Source organism: Mycobacterium sp. 48b (genome assembly GCF_048282725.1).
GTDB lineage: Bacteria > Actinomycetota > Actinomycetes > Mycobacteriales > Mycobacteriaceae > Mycobacterium.
Genome location: NZ_JBLVUL010000001.1, coordinates 156,667 through 177,403 on the forward strand (window position 1 = coordinate 156,667; position 20,737 = coordinate 177,403).

Sequence of the window (20,737 nt, forward strand, 5' to 3'; positions counted from 1 at the left end):
GCAAACCTGCGACCGCACCAAAGCAGAAAAAAGAGGCGAATGGATCATCACCATGAACACCGTCCTATATTTCAGCGTCTACGGCGCCGTCTATGAGACCCGGGCCTACACCACCGCCGACATCAACCAGCTCGTCCACGACCACGGGCTGCACTGCCTGACCTCCGCCGATCGGCAGTTCGACTTCTGGTTCAGTCCGTCGACACACTCGTGCCAGCGTCACGTGAACCGAAAGGCCACCGAACTGCTGCTGGCCACAACAGCTTTCACCCCCAAGACGGTTCCGCTGCTGCGCGGATGCGTCGTCGTCGCCACGCACGACCCCGACGGTGAGCTCGACGGGCTGAGCTGGCAGCAACTGGATCTCCTGGCCCACCGCGACCGCTCACTGACCAACCAGCAAAAGCGTGCGCTCGGCCGGCACATCAACCGCGCCCACGGCCGCCAAAACGACCCACTCACCCCTGCCGCACGCTGCGACGGTTCGCACCACGTCGCCGTCAGCCGCGTACGCGCAACCAGCCGACGGGCCTGGTCGGCATGACCGAACCGGTCTGCCTCAGACCGGTGATTCATGGGCAAGCGCCCGGTAACTCTTTGCCCCTGCCCGATCGACGGCGGCGCGGACCAGTCCGAACACCAATCCCTGGATAGCTGCCGCCGTCAAGGCTTTGGCGCCGGACCGTTCGAGATCCTTGGGATCGGGCGGTTCCAGATTTGGCTGATCGATGCGCTTCCAGATCTGGGTGAACACCGCGCCGGCCAGCAGGCCCCCGCCCACACTCGTCGCCATCGACAGCGGCATGTACAGCATCTTCGAGAGTCGGCTCACGGCTCCTCCTCGCATCGGCACCAGCCCGGAAGAAACGGCTTCCGGGCTGACGTGCGGGTACCCCGAACCGAACAGTTCTAACGGCGTAGATGCCCTTTCGAGGTTTTGCCCGGCCCCGTGTCGGGCACAGCTGTGGAAGAAGTAGTACGCATGGGGAAAGGCCCGACGATGACTACCGAATCAAGATCGACCAGCCAAGCGTCCACGGCTCAACTCCTCGGCCAGTTGCAGGAGCAGACGACACGACTGGTACGCGATGAGTTGCGGTTGGCACGGCGGGAGTTGCAGGAGTCGGCGCGTCACGCCGGCATCGGCGCCGGATTGATCAGTGCCGCCGGTCTGCTGGCGGTGCTCGGTCTCATGACAGCCATTGCCGCCGCCGTCGCGGCGATCTCTCTGGCCCTGCCGGTCTGGGCCGCCGCGGCCATCGTCGCCGTGGTGCTGTTCATCGGTGCCGCAGTGGCCGCGATGGTCAGCCGCAGCCAGGCGAAGCAGGTTCCGCCGCCGGCTACCGAATCACTGGACAGCGTCAAGCAGGATCTCGATGAGCTCAAGGAGGCACGACATGGCCAACGCTGATCGCCTTCCGCCCGAGCCAGGGCCGGACGCCGGAATCGACGAACTGCAGTCCGACATCGACAAGACGCGCAGCGAGTTGGGCGAGACAGTGGCTGCACTGTCAGACAAACTCGACGTCAAGGGCCGCGCCCAGGACAAGGTCGCCGAGACGAAGGATGCCGTCGTCGACCGGGCCCACGCCGCGACCGAGGCCGCAAGGTCCAAGCCGGCGGTGCCTGCAGCCGCCGTGATCGCCGTCATCGCGGCGGTCGGCCTGCTGGTGTGGTGGCGGCGCCGCTGACCGGGCGGCCGTAGCTCAGAACCGGGTCAGGCTGGGCATCAGCACGTCGTCGACGAGGGCGCGAACGGTCGCCTCGGTCGGCGGACGCCCGGGAATCAGGGACCGGAACACCAGATAGCCCGGCATCACGTCCCACAACTCGTCGTGGACGGCCGCGGCGTCGATCTCGCCCCGCTCGACCGCGGCGGCAAGAACCTCGGCCATCAGTTTCTTGCGCTGCAGTACGAACTGGTTCTGTAGGGCCGCACTCAACTCGGGGCTGTGCGCCACCTCGGACATGATCGCGCTCATCGTGCTGCCGTGCTCGCGCGCCTGGGCACAGACCGACGCACCGATACTCAGCAGATCGGTGCGTAACGAGCCGGTGTCGGGCGGGACCAGCTGAACCCGGGTGCCCTCGATGAAGGCCGCCAGCACCAGTTCGGTCTTCGACGGCCACCGGCGGTAGATGGTGGCCTTGCTCGACTTGGCTTCGGTCGCAACGGCTTCCACGGTCAACCGGTCATAGCCGTGCTGCTGCAGCAGCCGCAGGGTCACCGCCAGCAACTCGGCTTCCCGCTCGGTCCACGGCGAGTCCTGGACCGAGACATCCTGCGTCGAAGCGGGAGACACCGCGCAAACCTTTCACTAGGAGGAAGCCAAACTCAATCGGCCTTAACTCTTGCCCCCGATTGAACTGTACCGTACGGTACCGTTCAGATGCATTAGAACGGCTGAGACTCCCGCCGGACGGCGCGGTCAAGATCGTTGTCGAAAGGCTCTGAGATGCAGGGGATCTCGGTGGGAAGCCTGATCAGGCGGCGTTGGACGGTGATCGTTGCCGTGCTGGTGGTCGCGGTGGTCGCCTTCACCGTCAGTCGGCTCCACGGAATATTCGGTTCCGACAACGAGGTGTCACGGCCCAGTGCCGACACCCTGGAGAACACCGGATACAACCCGAAGCGGGTTCTCTTCGAAGTGTTCGGATCACCGGGCTCGGTCGCCACCATCAATTACCTCGACATCAACGCACAGCCGCAGCGGGCCGAGGACGTGACGCTGCCCTGGTCGCAGACTCTGGTCACCGACGACCCGACGATGTTCGCCGACCTGCGAGCGCAGGGGGACGGTGAGTCCATCGGCTGTCGCATCACCGTCAACGGTGTGGTCAAGGACGAAAGGACCACCAGCAACGTGAACGGTTACATCGCCTGCTTGGACAAGTCCGCATGAACGGGCAGCACACCGAAGATACAGCCGCCGGCTCCAGGACGGCGCGGACCATTCGTCTGCTCGCCGTACCGATCGTGCTCGTCTGGGTGGCCATCGCCGCGCTGACGAACATCCTTGTGCCACAGCTCGAAGTCGTCGGTGCCGCACGTTCGGTCGGGCTCAACGCCCCCGATGCACCGTCGACGATGGCGATGCGACACATCGGTCAGGTCTTCGACGAGTTCAACTCCGACAGCGCCGCGATGATCGTGCTCGAAGGCGACAAGCCCCTGGGCGATGACGCCCACCGCTTCTACGACACCCTGGTGAAACGACTTGCTGAGGACACCGAGCATGTCGAGCACATCCAGGATTTCTGGGGGGACCCGCTCACCGCGGGAGGTTCGCAGAGCAAGGACGGCAAGGCCGCGCTGGTGCAGGTGTACCTGGCCGGCAACCAGGGCGAGGCGCTGTCGAATCAGTCCGTCGACGCCATCCGCGAGATCGTGGCGAGCGTCCCGCCGCCGCCCGGGGTGAAGGCCTACGTCACCGGTGCCGCACCGCTCATCACCGACAACTTCGAGGTCGGCAGCAAGGGCACCGAAAAGGTCACCGGCATAACCTTCTTGGTCATCGCGGTGATGCTGCTCGTGGTCTACCGATCCCTCGTCACGATGCTCCTCATGCTCGTCACGGTCCTGATCGAGCTGGCGGCCGCTCGCGGCGTCGTCGCCGCGCTCGCGCACTCCGGGGTCATCGGCCTGTCCACCTACTCGACGAACCTGCTGACGCTGCTGGCCATCGCCGCCGGCACGGACTACGGCATCTTCATCGTCGGCCGCTATCACGAAGCGCGTAGCCGTGGCATGGACCGAGAAGCGGCGTATTACGACATGTTTCGCGGCACCGTACATGTCATCGTCGGTTCGGGACTGACCATCGCCGGAGCCGTGGCCTGCCTGCACTTCACCCGGCTGCCCTACTTCCAGACCCTGGGTGTGCCTGCCGCCATCGGCGTGCTCGTGACGCTGGTGGCCGCGCTGACGCTGGGGCCCGCCGTATTGACCATCGGCAGCCGGTTCGGACTCCTTGAGCCCAAACGCAACCCACGGGCGCCGAGATGGCGCCGCATCGGCACCGCGATCGTCCGTTGGCCCGGTCCCATCCTGGTGGTGTCGTGCCTGATCGCGCTCATCGGCCTGCTCGCCCTTCCTGGGTACAAGACCAGCTACGACGGCCGCCCCTACCTACCCGAATCGGCACCGGCCAACATCGGCTACACCGCTGCCACCCGCCACTTCTCGGAAGCCCGGCTGAACCCCGAACTGCTGATGATCGAAACCGATCACGACATGCGCAACCCCGCGGACATGCTGGTACTCGAGCGCGTCGCCAAGGCCGTTCTGCACACCCGCGGCATCGCTCTGGTCCAGTCCATCACCCGCCCCCTGGGCACCCCGATCAAGCACAGTTCCATCCCATTTCAGATCAGCGCCCAAAGTGCCAGCCAGATCATGAATTTGGGCTATCAGCAGGATCGCGCCGCCGATCTGCTCAAGCAGGCCAACGAGCTGTCGAACACGATCAACATCCTCAAGCAGCAGGTCGCGTTGCAACAGGCCAGTGCTGCCGCCACGCACGAGCAGACCCAGGCGTTCCACGACACCGTCGCGATCGTCAACGACCTGCGCGACAAGATCGCCAACTTCGACGATCAGTTCCGCCCGCTGCGCAACTACTTCTACTGGGAACCGCACTGTTTCGACATCCCCATGTGCGCGGCGTTGCGGTCGGTGTTCGACGCACTCGACGGGATCGACAAACTCAGCGACCAGTTCGGCCAGATCACCGCGAGTTTGGACAAGCTCGACGCCCTGCAGCCGAAGCTCGTGGCACTGCTACCGCCGCAGATCGCCATCCAGGAGCGCAACCGTGATCTGACCCTGTCCAACTACGCCACGACGGCGGGGACCAACTCGCAATCCCAGGAAGCCCTCGAGAATTCGACCGCGATGGGCCAGGCCTTCGACTCCGCCAAGAACGACGACTCGTTCTATCTGCCGCCGGAGGCCTTCGACAACCCTGACTTCAAGCGCGGCCTGAAACTGTTCCTCTCACCGGACGGCAAGGCCGCCCGCATGATCATCACGCACGAGGGCACTCCCGCCACACCCGAGGGCATCTCACACATCGACGCGATCAAGGACTCCGCGTTCGACGCGATCAAGGCCACTCCCCTGTCGGACGCCAAGATCTACGTGGCCGGAACCGCCTCGGCGTACAAGGACATCCAGGACGGCGCCAAATACGACCTGCTGATCGCCGCGCTGGCCGCGATCAGCCTCATCCTGCTCATCATGATGTTCATCACCCGCAGCCTGGTCGCCGCGATGGTCATCGTCGGGACGGTCGTGCTGTCGTTGGGAGCGTCGTTCGGTCTGTCGGTCCTGGTGTGGCAGTACATCTTCGGCATCCAGCTGTACTGGATCGTGCTGGCACTGGCCATCATCCTGCTGCTGGCGGTCGGCGCCGATTACAACCTGCTGTTGATATCCCGGTTCCAGGAAGAGATCGGGGCCGGACTCAAGACCGGTGTCATCCGTGCCATGGCCGGCACCGGCCGGGTGGTGACCGCGGCCGGCCTGGTGTTCGCCGCCACCATGTCCTCGTTCATCTTCAGCGATCTCATCGTGCTCGGCCAGATCGGCACCACGATCGGGCTCGGTCTGCTGTTCGACACCTTGATCGTGCGGTCGTTCATGACCCCGTCCATCGCGGCGCTGCTCGGCCGGTGGTTCTGGTGGCCGCAGATCGTGCGACCCCGGCCGGCCAGCCGCATGTTGCGCCCGTACGGATCTCGCACCTCGGTACGCCGCCTACTCGAACCGGAAGCCGAGCCGACGACATCGAACTAGTTTCCGGGGCCCGGCGTCACACCAGGTTCGCTCGGGCCCATTCCTCGGCGGTGGTCGTCCTGATACCGCGAACAGCGTTGTACGACTGATCCTTCGGCCAGGCAACACCGTTGGTGCGGGCGAACACCGCCCGGTACTTGCTCATCGTGTCCTCGGGATCCTGCCGTAGCCGGTCCAGCAGGAGGTCGGTGGTCCACAGAGTGCGGGTGACAGCTGTCCCGCGGACTCGATCGACGACGTCGGCGAGTTCGCGGTAGCTGACCGTGTCCCCCGCGAGATAGATGACGGAGTCGCGAATACGCGGCTCGGCGAAGACGATGTCGGCGGTGAGCACACCGATGTCTTCGGGGGTGGTGAGGGTGACTTGGTTGTCCCAGCTTCCGAGCGCATGAACCGTCTCGGTCGACAGATCCACGACGGCGAACTCGGGTTCGAACAGGAAGCTGGTGAACATGCCGGTGGAGATGATGACCCACTCCGTGGCGTGCTGGCTGCGCAGGAGGTCGCGTACGTCGAGCTGCTCATCGAACAGCGGCTGTGCGCTACCGCGCCCTATCTCGTCGTAGTCGACGCCGAACTGCCATGGGAAGAACCGTGATACCCCGGCAGTGAGGGCCGATTGAGCAAGTTTGCGCTGCGTGCCCGGCCCGGCAGCGAAGCCGACGCAGCTGATGACGGTGTGGTAGCGCCCCATGATGCCCGCGAGCTCGGCCACCGATGCCGTCGCGACGTCGGCGTGTTCGATGGCGACACCCGACTCGGCCAGCTCCTTGCTGCGCGCATCGCGTTGCGGATCGGGACCTGCTGCCGGTGGCCGCAGCAGCACCGCGATGTTTGCAGCGCCGGGGTGGATTCCGAGGTGACGGGCGAGCGCGGCCAACACGCCGGCGCCGAGTTCGCCTGTCCCGATGACGAGAATGCTCGGCCTGTCTGCCGTCGGTGGGGCTGCGGGCACTGTGGTCTCCGTTTCTGCGGTGATTCGTGCATTGCAACCGACAGATCGCCGACAATCATCCCGGGCCAGTCAGGAGTTCAGGTGGGTGACCACCGCCAGCACGCGGCGGTGGTGCGCCGTCGACGGCGGCAGGTCGAGCTTGGTGAAGATACTGCCGATGTGTTTTTCAACCGCACGCTCGGATACCGAAAGATGTTGGGCCAGGGAATTGTTCGAGTGCCCTTCGGCCATGAGCGCGAGCACCTCGCTTTCGCGGGGAGTCAGCCGGGCCAGCGCATCGCCGCTGCGCCGGGTCCCCATCAGCTGGCGCACCACCTCCGGATCCAGCGCGGTACCGCCGGCGGCGACGCGCCGCACCGCGGCATCGAACTCGCCGATGTCGGCCACCCGGTCCTTGAGCAGATAACCCACCCCTTCCGGGTTCCCCGCCAACAACTCAGCGGCGTAACGGGTCTCGACCCACTGCGAGAACACCAGGACACCGACGTCCGGATGTGAGCGCCGCAACGAGACCGCCGCGATCAGTCCCTCGTCGGTCAAGCTCGGCGGCATGCGGATGTCGATGACGAACACTTCGGGCCGCAGCGTCTCGGCGATCTCGCGTATCTGGTCGGCCGTGCCCACCTTGGCCACGACGTCATGCCCGCGTTCGACCAGCAGTTGGGTCAGGCCGTCGCGCAGGATCGCATTGTCCTCGGCGATCGCCAGCCGGGTCATCGTTGCGCTCCCGACGGTACGACAGCAGTCACCGTGGTGGGCCCGCCGGACGGGCTCTCGATGTCGAGGCGGCCGTCGACCATGCGCAGCCGATCCGCCAGTCCGGTCAATCCCGAACCGTTGGCCGGTTGCACTCCACCGGACCCGTTGTCCGTCACAGTGATCCGTAATAGTTCAGCATCGCTGTACAGCCACACCGTGGCTTGCGTCGCGCCCGAATGCCGGGACACGTTGGCGAGCAACTCCGCCACACAGAAGTACGCGAGCGTTTCCACGCCCATCGACGGCCGCACGGTGAGGTCGTGGACCAGCTCGACAGGAATCGGGTTGCGCGCCACCAACGTCTGCACAGCCGGCACCAGGCCGAGATCCAAAGCGGGCGGGCGGATCCCGCGAACCAGGTCCCGCAGTTCGGTCAGGGTGTCCCGCGTGTTCGCCAGCGCATCGGAGACCAGCTGTCTGGCCCGGTCGGCCTTCTCGGGGTCGGCCAGCTGTTCCTCGGCGCGTGCCAGTGTCATCGCCACCGCGATCAGCCTGGCCTGGGTGCCGTCGTGCAGATCGCGCTCGACGCGACGCAGTGTGGCTGCCGACTCGTCGACGACATCGGCGCGGGCCCGCTCCAGTTCGCCGACCCGGCGTTCGCGGCCGGTCGGGGCGAGCAGCGCTCCGGCCAGCCAGACGTGGGCACGCCCGACACCGATCATGACCCACGCCAACAGGTACAGCGCGAGCAGTCCGCCCGCCGACAGCAGTAGGTAGACACCGGGCGAGTCCACGGGTTCGCCGAAGCTGACGATCGCCTCTCCCGTGATCGCCCAGATCACCGGGGAGGCGACCAGGACCACGGCCATCATGACTCCCAGCACCACCCCGTAGCCGAGAGGTGTCATCACGATGCTCTGCAGGAGAAGGAAACCCAGGCTGCGCCAGCCCACACCGTCTGTCAGCGCGGCGGCCACGGTGTGCGGCCAACTGGCCTGCCGGGCGAACGGCGCCGGTGCGTCGATGGTGACGCCGACCAGCCGGGCCAGCGACCGGTACAGCGCGTTCCACCGTCGGCCTGACAGCACCACGAGAGCCAGCAGGGGTATGCCGACCAGGGTGACGAGCAACAGCCCCGAGGTCAGGCCGGTCACGAACAGGTAGACGACACCGACGAGAGCAAGAACGCTCACCAGCAGGAAATAGAGATAGCCACGGCCAGCTGCCGCGGTGAACGGCGTTCTCAGGGTTTGGCGCCGGTCATCGACTGCGGAGGCGGTTGCGGTCATGGTCATCATCGTGGCCGGTTACGTCGGTGCCGGGCGATGGTGCTGCCCGGCCAGTACGGGGTGTGGCCAGCCACACCGTCAGCTGTCGAGCGACCGCAGCAGTGCCCTTGTGCGGGACCTGGTTTCGGGCGACGCGTCGAACACCACTCCGACATACTCGTCCACACCAATTGTTCCGAGCGCCTTGATGCGTTCTGCCACAGTGCTTTCGTCGCCGATGATCGCGGCGTCCTCGGGGCCGGCGTAGCCCTCCCGGTCGAGCATGGCCCGATAGGACGGCAGGTGCCCGTACATCGCGAACTGTTTGGCGGCCTGGGCGCGCGCCCCGTCGACGTCATCGGTGACGCTGACCGGAAGTGCCGCCACAACCCGGACCGGACGATCGCCGGCGGCCTCGCGCAGCGTCGGGGCGACATGTTCTGCCAGCGTGGTCGGCCCCGTCATCCAGGTGACGGTGCCGGCGGTGCGACGGCCCGCGAGCTTGAGCAGTTGGGGCCCCAGCGCGGCGATGTACACCTCGGGCGCGGAGGCTCCGGGGATCTGCAGTGCGCCGCGCGTGGTGACGGTCTCCCCCGGCGCGTCGGCCGGCTCGCCGTCCAGCAGGGGCTGCAACCCGTCGAGATATTCACGGAGCCGACGGACCGGCTTGTCCCACGGAATGCCCCACATGCCCTCGGTCACCGCCGCGTGCGTCATGCCGAGGCCGAGCAGGAACCGGCCCCCGCTGATCAGGCTGAGCGTGAGCGCACGCTGGGCCAGCAGCATCGGGTGCTGATTCTGGATGGGGATGACGCCGGTGCCCACCTCGATACCGTCGACCTCGCGAAACGCCACCGCCAGAACGGTCAGCAGGTCGGGCTCATAGGGCATCTGCGTCATCCAGACCCGCCGGAATCCCTCTTCGTGCAGTTGCGCGAGGTTCTCTACGGTGGCGTCGACCGGGGAGCGGCCCCCGGTTTCACTGAGGGAGGCGATGAGGCTGATCTGCATGACACCACGCTATGCGAGGACGGGCCGCATGGGATCGGAAGGGGAAGCCATTCAGACAAAAAAGGGCGGGTTCGGGAGGACACTTGGGGGCGTTTCAATTCGTCTCACGCAGCCGGTCTTTCACCCCTGTACCGACTCTTTGGATCAGTCACTCCCGAACCCGTCGTAGACTCGATCGTACGCCTCGGGTACCCCTCAAACCAGAGAAAGTACGGCCGAATTTTGCCGAGAATTTGAAGCTAGGTCGCCCCGTGTTGCCGTCGGGTCGGGGGGTCAGACGGCAACACGGAGCTACCCATGTATCGACCCCTATGCCGCGGCCGTTACACATCTCCGAAAGAAACTTTTCGGATGTTTTTCGGCCTGCGGTTTCTGGAGGTCACGCCGCATTCCCCGATGGTCGGGCTCCGCAAGCTACGCCTCCAAGATCGCCGTGACGCCCTGTCCACCCGCCGCACAGACCGAGATCAGGCCGCGCACCGGCTGACCGGTTTCCTTCTTCTTCTCGGCCAGTTGCTTGGCCAGCTGCGCGACGATGCGGCCACCGGTGGCCGCGAACGGGTGACCCGCCGCAAGCGAGGAACCGTTGACGTTGAGCTTGGTGCGGTCGATGCTGCCCAGCGCCTTGTCCAGGCCGAGACGTTCCTTGCAGTACTCGTCGGAGTCCCAGGCCGCCAGCGTGGCCAGCACCACCGAGGCGAACGCCTCATGGATCTCGTAGAAATCGAAGTCCTGCAGGGTCAGCCCGTTGCGGGCGAGCAGCCGCGGCACCGCATAGGTCGGTGCCATCAGCAGGCCGTCGGGTCCGTTGACGTAATCGACTGCCGCAGTCTCGCCGTCGACGAAGTAGGCCAGCGGTTCGTGTCCGTGGGACTGGGCCCATTCCTCGCTCGCCAACAGCGCCACCGAGGCCCCGTCGGTCAGCGGGGTCGAGTTGCCTGCGGTCATCGTCGCGTCGCCGGCCTTGACGCCGAACACCGGCTTGAGCTTGGCCAGCTTCTCCACCGACGAATCAGCCCGGAGATTGTTGTCCCGGTACAGCCCGAGGAACGGGGTGACCAGGTCGTCGAAGAAGCCGCGGTCGTAGGCGGCAGCCATGTTGCGGTGGCTGGCGGCGGCCAGTTCGTCCTGGTCGACGCGCTTGATGCCCATCTTCTTGGCGGTGACCGCCGCGTGCTCGCCCATCGACATCCCGGTGCGCGGCTCGCTGTTGACCGGGATCTCCACGCCCAGGGCTGCCGGCAGCTTGCCGACCAGCTTGAGCCGATCCAGGTTGGACTTCGCCCGGCGCAGGCCCAGCAGGACCTGGCGCAGATCGTTGCCGAACGCGATCGGGGCGTCCGATGCCGTGTCCACACCACCGGTGGCCGCGGACTCGTATTGCCCCAGCGCAATGGCGTTGGCGGCGACGATCGCGGCCTGCAGGCCGGTGCCGCAAGCCTGCTGGAGGTCGAAAGCCGGGGTGTACGGCGACAACGAGCTACCCAGCACGCATTCGCGCATCAGGTTGAAGTCGCGGCTGTGCTTGAGCACCGCGCCACCGATCACCGCACCGAGCTGCTCACCGGCCAGATCGAAACGCTCGATCAGCCCGTCCAACGCGGCGGTGAACATGTCCTGGTTGGAGGCGTTGGCATAGGCGCCGTCGGACCGTGCGAACGGAATCCTGTTGCCACCCAAAACGGCAACGCGTCGCCGGGTCGTGTTGTTGGCCATTTGTTTGCCCTCCACTGTCGGGTTGTCCGGGGCCATATTACCCACTGTTCTTACTCTGGAGTAAGTTCGGTGTGGACAACGCAGTACTGCGAAGCGAAAGGCAGCTGAAGTGGCTTCCGACCTGTTCTCCCAAGTGGTCAACTCCGGGCCGGGATCGTTCCTGGCCAAGCAGCTGGGCGTGCCGCAGCCCGAGACCCTGCGCCGCTACCGCGCAGGCGACCCGCCCTTGAACGGGTCCCTGCTCATCGGCGGAGAAGGCCGAGTCGTCGAGCCCCTGCGCGCCGCACTGGCCGGCGACTACGACGTGGTCTCCAACAACATCGGCGGTCGCTGGGCCGATTCGTTCGGCGGCGTGGTGCTCGATGCCACCGGCATCGCCGACGCCGCGGGGCTCAAGGAGCTCTACCAGTTCTTCACCCCCGTGATGCGCAATCTCGCGTCGTGCGCCCGCGTGGTCGTCATCGGCACCACGCCGGACCAGGCCGACAGCGTCAACGCCCAGATCGCGCAGCGCGCCCTCGAGGGCTTCACCCGCTCACTGGGCAAGGAACTGCAGCGCGGCGCGACCGCGTCGCTGGTGTACCTGGCCGCCGACGCCAAGCCCGCCGCCACCGGCCTGGAGTCCACCCTGCGTTTCATCCTGTCGGCCAAGTCGGCCTACGTCGACGGGCAGGTGTACCGGGTCGGCGCAGCCGATTCGACCCCGCCCGCCGATTGGGACAAGCCGCTGGCCGGCAAGGTCGCCGTGGTCACCGGTGCGGCCCGCGGCATCGGCGCGACCATCGCCGAGGTGTTCGCGCGTGACGGCGCGACCGTGGTCGCGGTCGACGTTCCCCAGGCCGCAGAAGACCTGGGCAAGGTCGCAGAAAAGGTCGGCGGCAGCGCGCTGACGCTTGACGTCACCTCAGAAGATGCGGTCGACGCCATCATTGCCCATGTCACTGCACAGCACGGTGGCAAGGTTGACGTGCTGGTCAACAACGCCGGCATCACCCGCGACAAGTTGCTCGCCAACATGGACGAGAGCCGCTGGGATTCCGTGATCGCGGTGAATCTTCTTGCCCCGCAGCGGCTCACCGAGGGCCTGGTGGCCAGCGGCACGCTCAGCGAGGGCGGCCGGGTTATCGGCCTGTCCTCGATGGCCGGCATCGCGGGTAACCGCGGGCAGACCAACTACGCGGCCACCAAGGCCGGGATGATCGGGCTGACCGAGGCGCTGGCACCGGTGCTGGCCGAGAAGGACATCACCATCAACGCTGTCGCCCCCGGCTTCATCGAGACCAAGATGACCGACGCCATCCCGCTGGCCACCCGCGAGGTCGGCCGCCGGCTGAACTCGCTGTTCCAGGGCGGCAAGCCGGTGGATGTGGCCGAGTTGATCGCGTACTTCGCCAGCCCGGCGTCGAATGCGGTCACCGGCAACACCATCCGGGTCTGCGGCCAGGCGATGCTGGGAGCCTGAGCACGTGAACAACATGCTGCGCGCCGTCGTCGGCGCCCTGCCCTTCATCCCGCGCGACGAGACCCTGCCGGCACGCACCGTCACGGTCGACAACCTGCCCATCGACCCGGCCAACGTGGCCGCCTATGCGCAGGTGACCGGGCTGCGGTTCAGCGACACCCTGCCGCTGACCTACCCGTTCGCGCTGACCTTCCCGACGGTGATGTCGCTGGTCACCGGGTTCGATTTCCCGTTCGCCGCAATGGGTTCGGTGCATCTGGAGAACCACATCACCCAGTACCAGCCGATCAAGGTGACCGATGCCGTCAGCGCGGCCGTGCACGCGGAGAACCTGCGTGAGCACCGCAAGGGGCTGCTCGTCGACATCGTCACCGAACTCAAGGTCGGCAACGATGTGGCGTGGCACCAGGTGACGACGTTCCTGCACCAGCAGAAGACCAGCCTCTCGGGCGAGCCCAAGCCGGAACCGCAGAAGCAGCCGAAACTGCCGCCGCCCAACGCGGTGCTGAACATCACCGCCGGCCAGATCCGGAACTACGCGTCGATCGGCGGAGACCACAACCCGATCCACACCAACGCGATCGCCGCCAAGCTGTTCGGCTTCCCGACCGTCATCGCACACGGGATGTTCAGTGCGGCAGCCGTTCTGGCGAACATCGAGGGACAACTCCCCGATGCGGTCAAGTACTCGGTGCGGTTCGCCAAGCCAGTGGTGCTGCCTGCCAAGGCCGGGCTCTACGTCGAGCGCGACGCCGACGGCTGGGAGCTGACCCTGCGCAACCTGAAGAAGGGTTACCCGCACCTGTCCGCGACGGTCGCCGGGCTCTGACGCTGACACAACGAGACCTGCGTCAGGTCCCGTTCACGATCTGGACGCAGTCTCGCCGTGCTCGCGGGGTGTATCGCGTCAGATAGTGATGTACAAGCGCGTCAGCAATTTGTGCGATCGCGCTTGTACATCACCAAATTCCACTACTTTGATCGCTCCTCGAGCGCATCCGCATAGAATTCGAGATCGTCAGACCGTTGCTTCAGCAACACGCTGACGCCGATGAACGCAAATCCGATCATCAACGGCAGAACATGCGCCAACTCTAAAAATGTATGCCCCACGGCCGGCAAGACGTGTTTGTCGTCACGCGGGGTCTGCGACAAAACCCAATCAAACAGCGGAAAAAGATAGCGGGTCACACACAACCCACCGACCACGGCAAATATTGCCGACAAGTAGCGCTGCATGTGCATCTTTGGACGCGCAAATCCCGCGTACCAAGCCGCTTCATATGGTTCAAGTTCAGCGATATTCTTGGACCCCAGCCACTTCGGCAACACGGCCGGCTTACGCAGCAGCGCTCGCTTTTCCTCATCGCTGAGTAGAAACAGCAAGTCGATCGGATCGTCAGCACCAACGCCACGTTCGCGTCGACGCTCGATCTTCTCGGCCCTCAACGCCGACAACTCCCGCTTGGCACGGATACAACGGCCAATCAGCAAGGCGGTGCCCAGCACTGCCAGAAGCAGAACCAAGACGTCGATGACCGCCATCACGTCGGCTCCTCAAGCGGAAGCCGAGGCGCGATCTTGGCCGGTGGTTGAGTGTTGAACCCCACCAACGCATAGCCGATCACCCCGAGAATGGCTGCAACAGCGATCATCAATGCGACGACGAGGTCGACCCATTGATTCAATCCTGGCCAGAATCCGACCACCAGACCCCCGCACAGACCGAGGAGGACCGGCGAACCTACGAGCACGGCCAGAAAGGCGTATCCCCAAACTGCTCTGCGCAGATCGTTTTCGTGAAACTTCCCGATCAGGTGGTGTGTCTCCCAATCTCTGGGCTTGATCAGGAGGTCCGGTTGTGGCCCATACCCCCACTTCCAATTCCAACGGCGATCCGGTGGGCACGGATCACCCGCCTTCCCAACCAAGTCCATGAGCATCCCCCAACGCCTGAACGATCTCTACATCCTTACGCATGGGAAACTGGCAACTGGCATGGATGTGATCAAGCCAACGTCGTGCCGATTGTGCGTACAGATCGCGTTTCCGCGCTAGATCGCGATCTGTGTGCACACTCGGCATCGGCTCAGGCGCTCGGTACCGCGTCTCCCGAAGTCTTTCGCAGATCGGCGAATTCGGAGATCGACGCCGAGGTGACCGACGCGACCGGCCTGGCATTGGGCGCCGAGGCGTCGGACTTGGACACCATCACCACATTGTCGATGTAGGGCTGGATCGTCGTGCTGTTCTGCACGGTCGAGACGATCACCAACTGGAAACCGAACTTGCGGAAGGCCGACAGGGCCTGCTGCGCGAACTGCGGATCCGACTTGGAGAACGCCTCGTCCAGCATCAGCTGGGCGAACAGCGGCCGGGTGTCATTGCTGTCCGGGCTGGCCAGGTTGAAGCTCAGCGCCCCGGCCAGACAGAACGCCATGAGCTTCTCCTGCTCACCGCCCGAGTTGTCACCGGAATTGCTGTAGGTCCGGATCACCTCGCCGGTCTCGGCGTCGCGCTCCTCGCAGTACAGCACGAACCGGTTGCGGACATCGAGCGCATCACGCGTCCACTGCCGGTCCTCGGGAGTGTTCCCTGCCAACAACTTCCGCAGCTGCAGGATGTCGGTGTACTGATCGAACATCGCGGTCTCGTCGCCGAAGCTCACCAGCGACACCCGCGAGGAGATGCGCTGGGCCTTCTCGTTCAGTTCATCGACGGCCGCCAGGTGCCGGGTACCAGCGTGCAGGGTCAGCCGGGTGCCGCGGTTGAACTCCACCGCACCCAGGCCCGTGTTGACCCGGGCGATCTGCTCGGTGATCCGCCGCGCCTCGTTGTCGGCGATCATGTGCAGGTTCAGGATCGCGCCCGGTGCCTGTTCGGTGATCAGGCGCTGCATGCGCTCGTAGGCGTCGGGCAGCTCCCGCTCGTCGATGCGGCGGCACAACGCCACATAATCGTGAACCCGCTCGTCGAACACATCGCTGTCATTCGGGATCGCGTCGGGGAACGAGCTGTCGTAAGCGGCCATGATGCCGGCCAACTCGTCGTGGGAGCGGTTACGGTCCGCCCGCAGCCGGTCCCGCTCGCGGGTGATGACGCGGGTCAGTTCGCTTCGGTAGGGCTCGGATTCGAGCAGCTCAAGGGTCAGGGCGACGTCGGCGGCATAGCCGTCGATGGTGTCGCGGGCATGCGACGGGAACTCGCCGGACCCGAGCCGGCCGGCCAGCATCTCGCTCAGCTCCAGCAGCGCGGTCCGCCTGCGGTCCAGCGTGGTCTCGCGTTCGTTGAGCGAGCCGATCTGCTGGATGACCTTCTCGACGCGCTCCCAGCATTCGTCGGCCCGCTGTTGCAGCCGTTCGGCATCGGGATTGTCAGACACCAGCAGATCGTGTTCGTCCTGCAGCCGCTCGAGCATCTCGTCGACCGAATCGGTGTCGATGTCGCTCCACTGCATGAACTGGTCACACAATGCCCGGCAGGCCCGCTCGCGGGATTGCAGCTGGCCGCGGTGTTCGTCGAGCCGCTCACGTGCGGTGCGCGCCCCCTGATATACGTCCTGGGCGGCGGCCAGATCATCTTGCAGCGCTTCGACTTTGGCTGCAGTACCGCCGAGGAAGATGTAGTCCGACGGCCGCAGCCTCGACCGGTCATCCTTGATCGAGAGCCGGCCGCTGTCCTTGCGCAGGCCCTGGTCGGTGACCGCGCGAGACTGCTCGGTGAACTCCTCCGGCCCGTCGACGCACACGTAGTCGCCGATGCCCGCGATCACATTCAGTGCCTCCACCGCGCTGTCGTGCGTCGGGTCGGCGAGCTGGAGTTTGGTGGCCAGGGTGCCCGCAGCCGGGGTACGCAACTGCGACCCGTGCTGGACATGCTGCAGCTGGATCCGGCCACGCATGTCGTTCTCGTTGACGAAACGCAGTGCCCGGTCCATGTAGGCGTCGGGGACCAGCAAGCGTAATCCGGCTCCGCGCAACACCTTTTCGACGGCCAGCCGCCACCGCGACTCCTCTGGCTTGAGCTCCATCAGCTCGGCCACGTAGACCAGATCACGCTCGGAGATGTCGAGAGCCCTGGCGATGCGCGCGCGCATCTCGTATTCGGTCCGCGGCAGCGGAGAGCCCAGCCGCTGCACCCGTTCCAGCTCGGCTTCCACACTCTCCCGCGCCTCGCGGGCCCTGACCTCCTTCGCCGAGGCCTCGACGTAGGGCTGGTTGCCGGTGAACAGTTCGCGATGCAGCCGGTCGGCTTCGTCCATCAATGTCTCACGCAGCGACCAGAATTCCTCGCCGTTGTCCGGCGGGGTCAACCCCAGCGCGGTGACCTTGTCCTCGTAGCCGCTGCGCCGGCGCGACACTTCCTCACTGATGCGCTCGGCCTCGGTCAGGCGTTGCTGCAGCGGCACCAGATCCACAGTGACGGTGTTGATCTGCGCCATGAGCGAATTGTGTTCGTTCTTGAGCTGGCGCTGCTGAGTGCCGAACTCGTCGCGCTGAGCGCCGAGCTGGGTGATCTGGTCGTCGAGATTGGCGATCTCGGGACCGGACTGCGCCAACCGCACGTGGTCGACGTAATCGCGGACCATGGCGTTGTCGATGGTGTCGATCACGCCGAACTTGGCCGCCTCGTCGGCGTAGCGTGCCTGAACCGCGGCGATGTTGCCGAGGGTGTTGCGCTTGCGCCGGGCCACGTCGAGCAGGCCGCGCGCCTCGACCAGCGGGTTGATCTGCTCGAGGGCTTCTTCCACGCCGCTGAGGCTGGCGGGCTCGTCGAGCATGAATTCCCGGACGAACTGCTCAAGGCCACCAACGCTTTTCAGCGACTTGGCCTTGCCGAGCAGCTGCTGGGCGGCCTCGGAGGCACGGATGCCGATGCTGGAGTACAGCTGGGCCAGGTACTGGCTCTCGCTGCGTCCGCCGGTCCAGCCGTCGTCGCGGAACACCGAGGCGTCATAGCCGTTGGCCGCCCACCGGTTGCACAGGCCGAAGATGTCGCGGTCGTCGTCGATCAGGTAGTAGCGGCTGCCCGGATCCGAGGTCTTCTCGGCGGCCAGCCATTTGAGCACCAGCCCGGTGACCGACCGCCCGGTGCGGTCACTGTAGGTGACGGCGACGGCCGACCAGGCCGGACCGGTCCCACGCAGGTACATGATCTGGCGGCTGGTGCCCTCGCGTCGCTCACCCCAGGCGCCGCGGACGTACTTGTCGACCGTGCGCTTGCCGGTGCCCGCACCCGCAGCGGTGGTGTCGCCGGACGCATTGAAGTTGCGGCGGTGCGAAGGCAGGAAAGCCAACGAAATCGCGTCCAGCAGAGAGGATTTACCGCTGCCGGAGGATCCCGTGATCAACGTGCCGTGCCGGCTGAACGGGATCGAGTGGTACCCGTCGAACACGCCCCAGTTGATGACCTGCAGGCGCGACAGCGAGAACTGGTTGGTCGGTTCAGCCATGAGCGTCCACTTCGTCCTCGAGCCGTTCGGCTGCATCGGTGTCGTCGGCGTCGTCTGCCGTGCCGTTGGCGGCCCGCTTGAGCTGCTCGAACTGCTGCTGCAGTTCGGTGATCATCGAGGCCGTCATGATCGCGTTGACCACCGGGCTGATGGTGAAACTGTCCTCGTCCTCCCGGTTGCGGGCGAGCATCTCGATGTCGGTGAGCCGCTCGATCGCGTTGTCGATCCGCTTGTCGAACGACGCGGTGTCACGGTCGGTGTCGTTGTTGACCCCGGCGAACAGTTCGTGGATCTCGTCACGGCTGATCAGCACGTTCTCGTCGCGCGCCGCGGCACGCATGAGCTTGGCCAGGTGCAGGGCCAGGATCGAGTCGTAGGTGTTGAGGGTCTCACGTCGCAGCAAGCGGCGCCGCCACTGCGATTCGTAGTCGGCCTGCTCGACGTAGGCGATGTCGTGATCATCCGAAATGCACAGGCGCATATCGAGTTCCGACAGCCGCACAGTCAGCTCGGAGCGGTAACGGGTCACCCAGGACCACAGTTCTGAGTGGTTGTCCTTACTGACATAGCGACGCGACAGCAGGTGCTGCAGTGCCCAGCAGGCCCGGTCGGGCAGTTCGCTGACGTCCCCGTCGAAGCGGGGTGCCCGGCGCTGATCGGTGGACCGCTCGACCGCGTCGATGCTCGGCAGGGCGTCGAAATCGATCGCCGCATCTGAGCCGGTCCCCGTATCGGTGGCCGGCGACGTGTCAGGGGTGTCGGTCATAGGATGCTCTCGCTGGCAGTAGGGATCGGCTCGGTGAAAACCAGTCGGGGGATCTCGATTTCGCGGTCGGCACCCTCAAGGGACCGGAACCGTACTCGCACAGAATGATCGGCTTCGGCGTCCGATCGGCTCGGGGGTTGCTTGAGCGCCCAGGACCACAGCACGATGACGTGCCCGAGGTAGGCCGAGTCCAGCATGCCGATCGCATCGGGCAGCGACAGCGGTCCGGCCGCCACCGCGCCGTTGACCAGCTCGGCCAGTTCGGCGGCGTCCACCTGCGAGGCCAGGGCCGAGAATGCCGACAGGTTGACCTCCCCCTCCGACGACTCGGCCTGCGACGGCGGGATCGCATCACGGATCTTGAACGCCACGGCGCCAATCGAATTGAAGTCCGTGCGGACCAGGGGCACCTCGATGCCGATGCGGCTGTCGGCGAGCGAGACACTGAGTAGTTCGTGCGCACTGGCCAGTGCGTCGTTGAGCTGACGGGTGACGCCTCGGCTGTGCTCGAGCGTGCCGGAGGCGACGAAGCGCTTGATCCGGCGGGCGCAGCGCTGCCTGGTCCGGCCCACCTCCGCCGTCTGTGCCGACACCAGGCTGAAGAACCCCGTCATCACCTCACGCAGGTCCGGATCCAGGTGCGGCAGCTCGCGGGTCACCGCCTCGATGTCGCCCACCAAAGCGGCCCGCTGCTCGGGATCCTGGATCATCCGGGTGAAGGCGGTGTACGACGCACTCTCGCGGGATGCGAACAGCGACTCGTAGTCGTCGAACAGCTGGCGTTGACGTTCGCGGTAGCCGAGATCGGTGTCGGCGGAGGCATCCAGCAGCCGGGTGGTGATGCGGTTGAGCATGCTGCCGTACTGACCGATGTCCGAGACGATCTGCTCCATCTGCAAGGCGATGGCCCTGGCCTCGTCCTCGACGTCGACCAGGTCGGGTTCGGGGCGCTGCCCTTGCTCGAGGGCATCCAATTCGTCACGCAGCTTGGCGATCTCGGCTTCGATGTCGGCGCGGATGCGCTCGGGATCGTTGCTGACCTGTCCGGCCACCCGTCGCAGCCCCGCAGCGATGCCCGTGATCGAGCCGCCGGTGGCGATGGTGTCCTCACGACGCATGCGGCGCGCGAAATCCAGCACGGCCCGCGCCTCGTAGGTGAGGTAACAGACGTTGCGTTCGGTGTCGCCGGACTGCTCGGTGATCCGGTGCAGCCAGCCCTGGCTGGCCCAGTACTTGATCAGGGCCAGACCCGACTGCTCGGTTTCGGGGCCGAGGTCGGCCAGGTCACGCTCCAGCCGGACCACCAGCTCCATCTCGGTGAGCTTGGCGCCGCGGTCCAGATGGCGTTCCATCAGCGTGAGGTAGGTGGCCAGGTTGTTGGCCACCAGCAGCCGCGCCGAGCGCGAATCCGCGACCTCGCGGTTGAGCTGGTAGAGCTGGTCCAGCGACCCATGGCCGGGCACTGCTTCAGGCATGACCGGCCCTTCGTTTCGCATTGGACATCGGCACCACTTTAGGCGGCTGACGCGACAGGTTCCGACTCCAGTTCGGTTTGCTGTTGGCGATCAGACCGGCCATAGTGACCGACACCTCGGCCCACCTGCCCTAGAG

At 65.7% G+C, this 20,737-nt stretch carries 19 protein-coding genes; 7 read left to right on the forward strand and 12 right to left on the reverse strand.

What is annotated here, in order from left to right:
* Positions 1–52: 52 nt before the first annotated feature.
* A complete protein-coding gene (locus tag ACNQR1_RS00730) occupies positions 53–544 on the forward strand; it encodes a hypothetical protein (protein WP_418043255.1) in 492 nt (163 codons plus the stop codon).
* A 15-nt stretch (positions 545–559) separates the two neighbouring features.
* Here the strand turns inward: ACNQR1_RS00730 and ACNQR1_RS00735 are convergent, their stop codons facing one another.
* A complete protein-coding gene (locus ACNQR1_RS00735; protein WP_418043257.1) occupies positions 560–832 on the reverse strand; it encodes a DUF4235 domain-containing protein in 273 nt (90 codons plus the stop codon).
* 168 nt (positions 833–1,000) lie between these two features.
* On the opposite strand from ACNQR1_RS00735, the gene ACNQR1_RS00740 reads away from it, so the two are divergent.
* Positions 1,001–1,411: a phage holin family protein gene (locus tag ACNQR1_RS00740; protein WP_418043259.1), complete on the forward strand. Its 411-nt coding sequence runs from the start codon at positions 1,001–1,003 to the stop codon at positions 1,409–1,411.
* A complete protein-coding gene (locus ACNQR1_RS00745; RefSeq protein WP_418043261.1) occupies positions 1,398–1,691 on the forward strand; it encodes a DUF3618 domain-containing protein in 294 nt (97 codons plus the stop codon). The genes ACNQR1_RS00740 and ACNQR1_RS00745 overlap by 14 nt, the downstream gene beginning before the upstream one ends.
* A gap of 15 nt (positions 1,692–1,706) precedes the next feature.
* On the opposite strand, the gene ACNQR1_RS00750 is transcribed toward ACNQR1_RS00745, so the two are convergent.
* Positions 1,707–2,303: a TetR/AcrR family transcriptional regulator gene (locus ACNQR1_RS00750; protein WP_418043262.1), complete on the reverse strand. Its 597-nt coding sequence runs from the start codon at positions 2,301–2,303 to the stop codon at positions 1,707–1,709.
* A 153-nt stretch (positions 2,304–2,456) separates the two neighbouring features.
* Here ACNQR1_RS00750 and ACNQR1_RS00755 point away from each other — a divergent pair, with 153 nt between their 5' ends.
* Positions 2,457–2,903, forward strand: coding sequence for an MmpS family transport accessory protein (locus tag ACNQR1_RS00755; protein WP_418043264.1), 447 nt, complete (start codon positions 2,457–2,459; stop codon positions 2,901–2,903).
* On the forward strand, positions 2,900–5,797 hold the full coding sequence (locus tag ACNQR1_RS00760; protein WP_418043266.1) for an RND family transporter: 2,898 nt from the start codon (positions 2,900–2,902) through the stop codon (positions 5,795–5,797). The genes ACNQR1_RS00755 and ACNQR1_RS00760 overlap by 4 nt, the downstream gene beginning before the upstream one ends.
* A gap of 16 nt (positions 5,798–5,813) precedes the next feature.
* Here the strand turns inward: ACNQR1_RS00760 and ACNQR1_RS00765 are convergent, their stop codons facing one another.
* From ACNQR1_RS00765 to ACNQR1_RS00785, 5 genes are all read right to left on the reverse strand, one after another.
* Positions 5,814–6,752, reverse strand: a complete 939-nt coding sequence (locus ACNQR1_RS00765) for an aromatic alcohol reductase (RefSeq protein ID WP_418043268.1) — start codon at positions 6,750–6,752, stop codon at positions 5,814–5,816.
* Between the two features lie 69 nt (positions 6,753–6,821).
* Entirely contained in the window at positions 6,822–7,469 is a 648-nt protein-coding gene (locus ACNQR1_RS00770; RefSeq protein ID WP_418043270.1) for a LuxR C-terminal-related transcriptional regulator, read from the reverse strand.
* Entirely contained in the window at positions 7,466–8,740 is a 1,275-nt protein-coding gene (locus ACNQR1_RS00775) for a sensor histidine kinase (protein ID WP_418043272.1), read from the reverse strand. The genes ACNQR1_RS00770 and ACNQR1_RS00775 overlap by 4 nt, the downstream gene beginning before the upstream one ends.
* Positions 8,741–8,818: 78 nt before the next feature.
* Positions 8,819–9,730 carry a TIGR03564 family F420-dependent LLM class oxidoreductase gene (locus ACNQR1_RS00780; RefSeq protein ID WP_418043274.1) on the reverse strand — a complete coding sequence of 304 codons (912 nt, stop codon included), beginning with the start codon at positions 9,728–9,730 and terminating at the stop codon, positions 8,819–8,821.
* Between the two features lie 414 nt (positions 9,731–10,144).
* Entirely contained in the window at positions 10,145–11,446 is a 1,302-nt protein-coding gene (locus tag ACNQR1_RS00785) for an acetyl-CoA C-acetyltransferase (protein ID WP_418050223.1), read from the reverse strand.
* A 109-nt stretch (positions 11,447–11,555) separates the two neighbouring features.
* Here ACNQR1_RS00785 and ACNQR1_RS00790 point away from each other — a divergent pair, with 109 nt between their 5' ends.
* Together ACNQR1_RS00790 and ACNQR1_RS00795 are read left to right on the forward strand one after the other, a co-directional pair.
* A complete protein-coding gene (locus ACNQR1_RS00790) occupies positions 11,556–12,908 on the forward strand; it encodes a 3-oxoacyl-ACP reductase (protein ID WP_418043276.1) in 1,353 nt (450 codons plus the stop codon).
* A 13-nt stretch (positions 12,909–12,921) separates the two neighbouring features.
* A complete protein-coding gene (locus ACNQR1_RS00795; RefSeq protein WP_418050224.1) occupies positions 12,922–13,737 on the forward strand; it encodes a MaoC/PaaZ C-terminal domain-containing protein in 816 nt (271 codons plus the stop codon).
* 143 nt (positions 13,738–13,880) lie between these two features.
* On the opposite strand, the gene ACNQR1_RS00800 is transcribed toward ACNQR1_RS00795, so the two are convergent.
* The 5 genes from ACNQR1_RS00800 to ACNQR1_RS00820 form a co-directional block, all read right to left on the reverse strand.
* Positions 13,881–14,453, reverse strand: a complete 573-nt coding sequence (locus tag ACNQR1_RS00800; protein WP_418043278.1) for a hypothetical protein — start codon at positions 14,451–14,453, stop codon at positions 13,881–13,883.
* A complete protein-coding gene (locus tag ACNQR1_RS00805; RefSeq protein ID WP_418043280.1) occupies positions 14,453–14,596 on the reverse strand; it encodes a hypothetical protein in 144 nt (47 codons plus the stop codon). The genes ACNQR1_RS00800 and ACNQR1_RS00805 overlap by 1 nt, the downstream gene beginning before the upstream one ends.
* Positions 14,597–14,997: 401 nt before the next feature.
* Positions 14,998–18,360, reverse strand: a complete 3,363-nt coding sequence (locus ACNQR1_RS00810) for an ATP-binding protein (protein ID WP_418043281.1) — start codon at positions 18,358–18,360, stop codon at positions 14,998–15,000.
* Positions 18,353–19,126, reverse strand: coding sequence for a DUF4194 domain-containing protein (locus ACNQR1_RS00815; RefSeq protein WP_418043283.1), 774 nt, complete (start codon positions 19,124–19,126; stop codon positions 18,353–18,355). The genes ACNQR1_RS00810 and ACNQR1_RS00815 overlap by 8 nt, the downstream gene beginning before the upstream one ends.
* Positions 19,123–20,601: a DUF3375 domain-containing protein gene (locus tag ACNQR1_RS00820; protein ID WP_418043285.1), complete on the reverse strand. Its 1,479-nt coding sequence runs from the start codon at positions 20,599–20,601 to the stop codon at positions 19,123–19,125. The genes ACNQR1_RS00815 and ACNQR1_RS00820 overlap by 4 nt, the downstream gene beginning before the upstream one ends.
* Positions 20,602–20,737: the final 136 nt, after the last annotated feature.

Excerpts from the sequence above, each read along its gene's own strand:
- ACNQR1_RS00780 (WP_418043274.1), bottom strand. The coding sequence starts at position 9,730 with ATGCAGATCAGCCTCATCGCCTCCCTCAGTGAAACCGGGGGCCGCTCC.
- ACNQR1_RS00770 (WP_418043270.1), bottom strand. The coding sequence starts at position 7,469 with ATGACCCGGCTGGCGATCGCCGAGGACAATGCGATCCTGCGCGACGGC.
- ACNQR1_RS00815 (WP_418043283.1), bottom strand. The coding sequence starts at position 19,126 with ATGACCGACACCCCTGACACGTCGCCGGCCACCGATACGGGGACCGGC.
- ACNQR1_RS00785 (WP_418050223.1), bottom strand. The coding sequence starts at position 11,446 with ATGGCCAACAACACGACCCGGCGACGCGTTGCCGTTTTGGGTGGCAAC.
- ACNQR1_RS00755 (WP_418043264.1), top strand. The coding sequence starts at position 2,457 with ATGCAGGGGATCTCGGTGGGAAGCCTGATCAGGCGGCGTTGGACGGTG.
- ACNQR1_RS00745 (WP_418043261.1), top strand. The coding sequence starts at position 1,398 with ATGGCCAACGCTGATCGCCTTCCGCCCGAGCCAGGGCCGGACGCCGGA.
- ACNQR1_RS00795 (WP_418050224.1), top strand. The coding sequence starts at position 12,922 with ATGCTGCGCGCCGTCGTCGGCGCCCTGCCCTTCATCCCGCGCGACGAG.
- ACNQR1_RS00760 (WP_418043266.1), top strand. The coding sequence starts at position 2,900 with ATGAACGGGCAGCACACCGAAGATACAGCCGCCGGCTCCAGGACGGCG.
- ACNQR1_RS00730 (WP_418043255.1), top strand. The coding sequence starts at position 53 with ATGAACACCGTCCTATATTTCAGCGTCTACGGCGCCGTCTATGAGACC.
- ACNQR1_RS00810 (WP_418043281.1), bottom strand. The coding sequence starts at position 18,360 with ATGGCTGAACCGACCAACCAGTTCTCGCTGTCGCGCCTGCAGGTCATC.
- ACNQR1_RS00740 (WP_418043259.1), top strand. The coding sequence starts at position 1,001 with ATGACTACCGAATCAAGATCGACCAGCCAAGCGTCCACGGCTCAACTC.
- ACNQR1_RS00820 (WP_418043285.1), bottom strand. The coding sequence starts at position 20,601 with ATGCCTGAAGCAGTGCCCGGCCATGGGTCGCTGGACCAGCTCTACCAG.
- ACNQR1_RS00800 (WP_418043278.1), bottom strand. The coding sequence starts at position 14,453 with ATGGCGGTCATCGACGTCTTGGTTCTGCTTCTGGCAGTGCTGGGCACC.
- ACNQR1_RS00775 (WP_418043272.1), bottom strand. The coding sequence starts at position 8,740 with ATGACCGCAACCGCCTCCGCAGTCGATGACCGGCGCCAAACCCTGAGA.